Below are 7,838 nucleotides of genomic sequence, written 5' to 3'. Positions count from 1 at the left end.
CGATCGCCGCCGGCAGGCCGGCGATGCTGCCGACATTGAGCGCCTGGACCAGCCGCAGGCCGAAGAAGGGCCGCTCCCCCGCCTTCGGCAGGCGGGCCAGCGACCAGAGCACGACGCCGGTCGCGACCATGGCGCAGCCCATGATCCCGCACAGGAAGAACAGGAGCCGCAGCAGGGTGCCGGCGAAATGCGCCTCGTGCAGGCCGGTCATCACCGTGACGGTCTTGGCCGCCGGCTTGAGGCCGCCGTCGCGGACCTCGAGGATCTCGCCGCTCACCCCGTCGAAGGCGATCTGGGGATGCTCGTGCGAGAGGCCGTGCGGCTCCTCGAACACCGCGACCACGGTGGCGTTGGCGTCGCCCGGGTTGACGATCGTGAGCCGCTCCAGCGGCTCCGGCCGGGCCGCGACCGCCCGCTCCACCATCGGCCCGATCGGGGCCATCGCGGCGGGCCGGTTCGCCGGCGGGCGCGGGGTGGTGATCCAGGCGGCCTCGGTGAAGAAGGCCTGGGCGTTGCCCTTGTAGGCGGTGGTCACGCCCCAGGGCATGTAGAAGGTCGCGAGGGTGACGATCCCGGTATAGGTGATCATCACGTGGAACGGCAGCGCCAGCACGCCGGTGACGTTGTGGGCGTCGAGCCAGGAGCGCCGGGGCGCCTTGTCGCGGCGGAAGGTGAAGAAGTCGGCAAAAATCCGCTTGTGGGTGACGATGCCGGAGATCAGCGCCACCAGCATGATCATCGCGCAGAGGCCGACGACCCAGCGCCCCCAGAGCGGCGGCATGTGCAGCTCGAAATGGAAGCGGTAGAGGAAGTCGCCGCCCTGCGTGTCGCGGACGGAGGACTCGGCTCCCGTCCGCGGATCGAGCAGGACGTGGCCCGGACGCTCGCCGGGGCGGGTGCGCCAGAACAGGTCGAGCACCGGCCTGTCCTCCTGCGGCAGGCCGATGAACCAGGTGCGGGCCTTGGCGGCGTGCTGGCCGAGATAGGCGACCCCCCGCTCGGCGGCGGCCCCGAGGGCGGCGGCTTCCACCGGCTCCACCCGGGTGAATTCGGGGCGCATCCAGCGGGAAATGTCCGGCCGGTAGTAGCTCGCGGTGCCGGTGACGAAGATCGCGAACAGCACCCAGCCGACGATCAGGCCGGACCAGGTGTGCAGCCACGCCATCGACTGGCGGAAGCTTCCCTTCATGGCGCGTATCCCCGCATCGCCAGCCAGAGGAGGGCGCCGAGCACGAGGGCCGTGCCGGCGACGGTGAGGAGCGCCCGCAGGAGGGTGCGCGTCGCGAAGACCAGCACGACGATGCCGGCCATCACGGCGAAGCTGAGGAGCGTCGCCGTCGCCACCGCCTCCGAGCGCGCCATCGGCAGCGTCAGCGACAGGAGCGCGGTGGCGAGCGCGGCGACGCCGTAGCCGCCGCCCGCCGCCAGCACGACCCGGCCGGCCACCGAGGCCCGTTCGAGCACCGTCGTCCTGCCCTGTGCCGCCATGCCAGGCCTCCTACCAGCGATAGCGCAGGGTTGCAAAAACAGTTCTCGGCAGACCGTAATAGCAGGCCGAGTAGTTGAAGCAGCTCGTCACGTACCGCTCATCCAGTAGGTTCTGGATGTTGAGCTGAAGATCGACACCAGCATAGGCCGGGTCGAACTGGCCGAAATCGTAGGAGGCGACAGCATCGAGCAGGTAGGCCTCCGGAACCCGGAAGGTGTTGGCCGGGTCGCCCCACTGCGTACTGATCCAGCGCACGCCGCCACCGATTCCGACGCCGCGCAGAGGGCCTTCCAGCACGCGGTAATCGACGAAGAGAGAGGCGGTGGCATCCGGGATCTGGACCGGTGTCTTGCCCAGCAGCGACACCTGTCCGCCGGTCAGTTCGTTGAGCGTGGTCGTGGTGTCGCGGGTCACGCGCGCATCGAGCAGCGAGAAGCCGCCGATGATCCTCAGGCCCTCGGCGAGGTTGGCCCGCGCCTCGAACTCGATGCCCTGCACACCGACCTCACCGTTCTGGATGCTGAAGCGGTTGCCGTTGACCGGATCGGGCTGGAGCCGGTTCTGCTGCTTGATGTCGAAAGCGGCGGCCGTGAGCAAGATGTCGGTGCCGGGCGGCTGGTACTTCACGCCGGCTTCGTATTGCCGGCTCGTCTGCGGATCGGGCAGGCGGCCGAGCCCGTTCGGGTCGCCATCGAAGATCGCGCCGCTGACCAAAGGCTCGAAGGCTTCCGAGTAGCTGACATAGGGCGAGAGCCCGATTTCCGAGCGGTAGAGCAGGCTCGCCCGGTAGGTGAAGGCTTCCGAGCGAGCATCCTGAAGCGTGGTGAGCCGGCCGCTCGGCAGGCTGTAAGTCGGCCCCTCCTGCCGCGCCCGGTCGTAGCGGCCGCCGAGCGTCAGGATGAGGTTGTCAAAACGGATCTGGTCCTGGACGTAGGCGCCGGTCTGGCTCGCGGCGATGTCCTGGAACGAGGTGAAGGGCAACGGAGTCAGGCCGAGGTTGTTGTTGGGATTGAGCAGGTCGAGCTGCGGCGCGTTCGGGAAGCCCGTTCCGTAGGTGGTGGTGCGGATCGTTTGGTGATCGATGCCGAACAGCAGGGTGTGATCGAAGATGCCCGTGGCGAACCGGAACTCGAGGTTGTTGTCAGTGGTGTAGGCGTCGATGGCGACTTTGGTGCCGCCGTAGCCGCGGGACAGGAAGCGGCCGGCCCAGGAAGGGCCGTTGCCCTGGAACGCGGTATAGACCGAGCGGTAGTCTCCCTCGCTGTGCAGGTACCGCGTGGACGAGTGGAAGCGCACGCTGTCGTCGAAGCGGTGATCGAAGATATAGCCGATCGAGCCGATGGTGCGGTCCGATCGCTCGTAGCTCTGGTCGCCGTCATAGAAGGTTGGGGGCAGGTAACCCAATCGCCCGCCGGGAATGCCGAAATTCGTCGGGAATACGGAGCCCTTGGCCGGGACCGCGCCGTAATAGCCGGAGAACGGATCGCGCTGATAGCGGGCGAGCACGGTGAGGTTGGTGTCGGCGTCGGGACGCCAAGTGAAGCTCGGTGCGATGAAGGCGCGCTCGACCCGGGTGAGATCCACGGGCCCGTCGCCCATGCGACCCGAGGCGACGACGCGATAGGCGAACTGATCGGCCAATCCACCCGTTCCGTCGCCGATGGGCCCGCCGACATCGATGCCGCCGCGCACCTCGCTGAAGCCGCCACCCTGAGCGAAGATTTCGCGATGGGCCACGAACTGCGGCAGCTTGCTCACGAGGTTGACGAGGCCGCCCGGGCCCGCCTGCCCGTAGAGGACCGAAGACGGTCCCTTGATGACGTCGACGCGCTCGAGATTGTAGGGATCGACCGACGGATAGGCGTCGCGGCTGCCGGGCAGGCGCAGGCCGTCGAGGAAGGTCGGGGCGGCAAATCCGCGGATGAAGAACTGCTCAAGCCGGGTCGAGCCGGCGCCGCCGCGCTGCTCCACCGAGGCGCCCGGCGTGTAGCGCAGGGCCTGGTTGATGGTGAGCGCGTTCTGATCCTCGATCTGCTTGCGGCCGACGACGGAGATCGACTGGGCCGTCTCCAGGATCGGCGTGTCGGTCTTGGTCGCGACGGTGCTGCGGCTGGCGACGTAGCCGGGCACCGCGCCCAGGGCGCCGCCGGCGCCGTAGAGCGCGCCGCCGAGCGTGGCGCCGCGGCCCTCGCCGGTCACGCTCAGTTCGGACAGTTCGATGGCGCCGGCCGCATCCTGGGCCTGGCCCGTCCCGGCGAGGCCGCAGAGGGCCGTTCCCGACAGGACCGTCGAGGCCAACAGGCGTGAAGGCCAGCCCGCACGCGGAGCCGGCCGAGCGGAAACGCCACGATCTTCGAACATCTTTTCCGGTACGCTTTTAGCTTAGGTTATGAGAACCCAAGAGGGCACGACGAACTGCGTGCCGCGTATCGCAAGGACCGAATGATGCGTGCAAGATCTATGTTTTATAACTGTTATAAATACAGATACTGGACTCGATGATCCGGTTTGCGCGCAACCCTTCTACTTGTTCGATATTTTTTGCAATCTGTTGCGATCTTGCATCGGCCGATCTTGTCTCCTGAGAGGCAGGCGGAGGAGGTTCCGGCGGGATCCTACAGATCCGATCCGCGCAGAACCTGCCGGTGATCGAGAGGATCCCAGATCCCTTCGAAGACCGGCGCGGGCCCCTTCGGCCGCTCGCGGGCCGGCATCACCGCGGCCGGAACGAGCGTCTGTTCCAGGGCGGGCGCGACGAGCAGCACGGTGGCGGCCGTGCCGATCGCGCACAGCGCCGCGATCATCCAGCGCGGCATCTCCCAGCTGTGGAGGAGGACGGCCCCGGCCGCGAGGAGCGCCAGGGATCCGACGAGTTTGGGAAACATCGAAGACTCGATCCGAACGAAACGGCACCGCCGGTGCGAACGGGATGCCAGGCGTCCTGTGCCGGATCGGGACGCCCGGTCCGGGAGGCGTCTTGCGAAATAGTGATCATGCCGGGTGTGGCGCGAACGATATTTCATGTTAGGCGGGTGCAACGGTTCCACGATTCCGAACGATCGGGAGCCGATCCCGTGCGCCGAGAAAGGCCGAACCAGTGGCAAGCATGCTGTCCGTGATCGCTCTCCTTCTTGCCCCCGTGGGGGCTCTCGCCGTCGGGACCTGGGCCTTCGGGCGTCGTCGCCCCGCGCCCTGATCGCCCGCCGCTCGGCCGGGCAGGGCGGCGCTCCGGCGCGGGACCCTGCCGATTTCCGACACAATGCGGCATCACCGATCAGGCATCGTGGCGCGACTGCCGGCGAAGGGAGACCTTACGCATGACGATCCTGATTCGGCCCGCCCGCGGCCTCGCATCCGCGGCGCTGCACCTCGTCCGCTTCCTGCCGAAGGTGATCCCGCTCGCGCTCGTCTCGATGATCGGTCTGTCGGCCGGGCGGCCGGCGAGCGTCGATCTCGACGGCGACGGCGAGGAAGCGCCCCGCTCCATCGTCTACCGCCACTACATCTGAGCCCATCCGCGCCCGGCTGAGCCGCGTCCGGCCGCCAGGCGGTCGAAAGCCTGTTCGAATCCCTGCTCCGACGCGTGCCTTTCGGGTGCGCGATCGCCGAACCGGCATCCCCTTCGGCGGAGCGCGCGCTAGTCCGAAAGAGCGCCGCGGAATACCGCTGCGCGCATGAAGCCCGAACCGGGCGCGGATACGGTCGGCCCCACAGGATGCGAGGGGCACGACGATGGCCGATGTGACGTTTTCCCAGTCGACGCTTGCCGGTTACTCGGGGCTGGCTTCCGCCCTGCAATGGGGGCCGGACGGACGCCTCTACGTCGCCGAGCGGTTCGGCAGCATCAAGGCCCTCACGGTCGCCCAGAACGGCAACGGCTACGTCGTCACCGCCACGGAATCGATCGACCTGATCCTCGACATCCCGAACCACAACGACGACGGCAGCCTGAACCTCGGCCTCGAAGAGCGCCAAGTCACCGGCCTCCTCGTCACCGGCACCGCCGACAACCCGGTCCTCTACGTCACGTCGAGCGACCCGCGCATCGGCGCCGGCAACGGCGGCGAGGACACGAATCTCGACACCAACTCCTCGATCATCTCGCGCCTCACCTTCGATTCCGCGACCGATTCGTGGAAGAAGGTCGATCTCGTGCGCGGCCTGCCCCGCTCGGAGGAGAACCACTCCGCCAACGGCCTGGCGATCTCGCCCGACGGCAAGACGCTCTACGTGGCGGTGGGCGGCAACACCAATGCCGGCGCCCCCTCCAACAACTTCGCCGGCCTGCCGGAATTCGCCTATTCGGCCGCCGTGCTGAAGGTCGATCTGACGGCGCTCGACGCCATGACGGTCAAGGACCCGAACGGCCTCAACCCCTACCTCTACGACCTGCCGACCCTCGACGACCCCTCCCGGCCCAACAACGGTACGGCGGGCAACGAGAACCCGGACGGCTCGGACGTCAGCGGCCCCTTCGGCGGCCGCGACGGGTTCAACATGGCCAAGATCACCGCCGGCAGCCCGGTTCAGGTCTACTCGCCGGGCTACCGCAACGCCTACGACGTGCTGCTGACCTCCGACGGCAAGATGTTCACCTACGACAACGGCGCCAACAACGGCTGGGGCGGGCGCCCGTCGGATGCCAGCGGCAACGTCGTCACGAGCCAGAACCAGATCCCGCTCAACACCCCCGATCAGGACGGCGGCACCAAGCGGCTCAACTACGACCAGCTCCACGAGATCACGGGGCAGGGCTATTACGGCGGCCACCCCAACCTCGTGCGGGCGGTGGGGGGCCAGGCCGGCTGGATCGTGACGCCGGGGGCGGGCGTCACCGGGGCGACCTTCCTGCCGCAGGGCAGCGCCGGCCTGCCCGCCGACTTCAACTCGGTGATCCCCGCCGGCACCGCAGACCCGCGCCAGAGCGTGTTCTTCGAGGGCGGCATCAGCGACGGGGCGCTCGATACCGGCCAGGGCTCGCTCAACGGGCTGGCCGAATACACCGCCTCGACCACCTGGGCGACGGCCGGCGGCGGCACCACGAGCATCAAGGGCGCCATCCTGGTCACGGATCTCGCGGGCTATCTCCACATCATCCCGCGCAACGCCTCGGGCGGGGTCGACACCACCGTCGGCTCCGCGGGCCAGATCGTGGCGGCGGGCAAGCAGATCGTGCCGATGGGCGGCGGCGCCCCGCTCGGCATCGACGCCGTGGGCGACGGCAAGCCGTTCGCCGGCACCGTCTGGGTCACGACGCTGGCCGACGGCAACATCAAGGTGCTGACGCCGGGACCGACCAACCCGCAGAACCTCGATCTCGACGGCGACGGGATCAACAACACGCTCGACCCCTTCGCCCTCGACCCCGACAACGGCACCGCGGGCACCGACGTGATCTCGGGGGCTGAGACGGTGGTGTTCAACTTCGAATCCGGCTCGATCCCCGGCACCTTCGGCGGCAGCGGGCTCACCGGCGGGATGATCAACGGGCTCGACCCGTTCCTCGACGGCGGCCTCTACACCTCCTCCAACATCATCGCCGGCGGCGCGGGCGGCGTCATCCAGTTGAAGAACGTGCAGGAGGGCGACTTCACGGAGGGCAACAACACCCTCAAGGACGCGCTCCAGGCCGGCGTCACCTTCGACGACAGCGTCGCCACCGCCAACGTCACCATGACGATGGCGAACTGGATCCCGAACGCCACGAGCGACGGCGGCTTCCCCTCGGCGGGCCTGCAGATCGGCACCGGCGACCAGGACAACTTCATCAAGCTGGTGCTGGGCGGGCGCGGCGAGAACGCGTCCGGCAAGTACACCAGCGCGATCTTCGAGACCTCGATGGAGAATCTCGGCGTCGCCCAGACCGCCTCGGTCACCAACAACGCGCTCCTGAGCGCGGCCAACGCGAGCTGGGTGCAGCTGCGCCTCGCGGTCAACCTCGAGACCAACACGGTGACGCCCTATTGGCGCTTCGGCACCGGCGCGGTCTCCTCGGCCACCGACGCGAACAGCGCGTTCACCGCCGGCACCTCCCTGAGCGTGCCGAGCGGCAGCGCGCTGCTGAAGGCGATCCAGGGCGACTACACCGTCGGCGGCAAGGCGAGCGGCATGGCGGTCGGCCTGCTCGCCACCTCCAACGACGGCGCGCCGTTCACGGCGGATTTCGACGGGATCACCATCACGACGACGGCGAAATCGGGCACGACCAACCCGGTCGTGACGGCGATCAATGCCGGCGGCGGGGCGCTGACTCAGGACGGGATCAGCTTCTCGGCCGACCAGTACTTCACCGGCGGCGCCACCTTCATCGACGGCACCGGCGGCAACGGCGTGCAATCGGCCTTCACCA

At 68.4% G+C, this 7,838-nt stretch carries 5 protein-coding genes and 1 pseudogene; 2 read left to right on the top strand and 4 right to left on the bottom strand.

Features of this window, described 5'->3' with window-relative positions; genetic code table 11:
• From MFF42_RS19910 to MFF42_RS19895, 4 genes are all read right to left on the bottom strand, one after another.
• Nucleotides 1–1,189: PepSY-associated TM helix domain-containing protein (locus MFF42_RS19910; RefSeq protein ID WP_238257307.1), on the bottom strand; the 1,189-nt coding region annotated here is incomplete at its 3' end.
• The gene (locus MFF42_RS19905; protein ID WP_238257306.1) at nt 1,186–1,488 is read right to left on the bottom strand and encodes an iron transporter; all 303 of its coding nucleotides are present in this window, start codon (nt 1,486–1,488) and stop codon (nt 1,186–1,188) included. The genes MFF42_RS19910 and MFF42_RS19905, both read right to left, overlap by 4 nt.
• A gap of 10 nt (nt 1,489–1,498) precedes the next feature.
• On the bottom strand, nt 1,499–3,850 hold the full coding sequence (locus MFF42_RS19900; RefSeq protein WP_238257305.1) for a TonB-dependent siderophore receptor: 2,352 nt from the start codon (nt 3,848–3,850) through the stop codon (nt 1,499–1,501).
• Nucleotides 3,851–4,104: 254 nt separating this feature from the next.
• Nucleotides 4,105–4,374 carry a hypothetical protein gene (locus MFF42_RS19895; RefSeq protein WP_238257304.1) on the bottom strand — a complete coding sequence of 90 codons (270 nt, stop codon included), beginning with the start codon at nt 4,372–4,374 and terminating at the stop codon, nt 4,105–4,107.
• Nucleotides 4,375–4,806: 432 nt separating this feature from the next.
• Between MFF42_RS19895 and MFF42_RS19890 the strand changes: the two genes are divergently transcribed.
• Nucleotides 4,807–4,998, top strand: a complete 192-nt coding sequence (locus MFF42_RS19890; protein ID WP_238257303.1) for a hypothetical protein — start codon at nt 4,807–4,809, stop codon at nt 4,996–4,998.
• A 223-nt stretch (nt 4,999–5,221) separates the two neighbouring features.
• Nucleotides 5,222–7,838, top strand: a pseudogene (locus tag MFF42_RS19885) (malectin domain-containing carbohydrate-binding protein); the annotation flags it as partial.

It is taken from the genome of Methylorubrum podarium (assembly GCF_022179745.1).
Lineage (GTDB): Bacteria > Pseudomonadota > Alphaproteobacteria > Rhizobiales > Beijerinckiaceae > Methylobacterium > Methylobacterium podarium.
The sequence above is the reverse complement of the archived record's forward strand: the minus strand, read 5'-3'. Positions and strand labels throughout refer to the sequence as shown.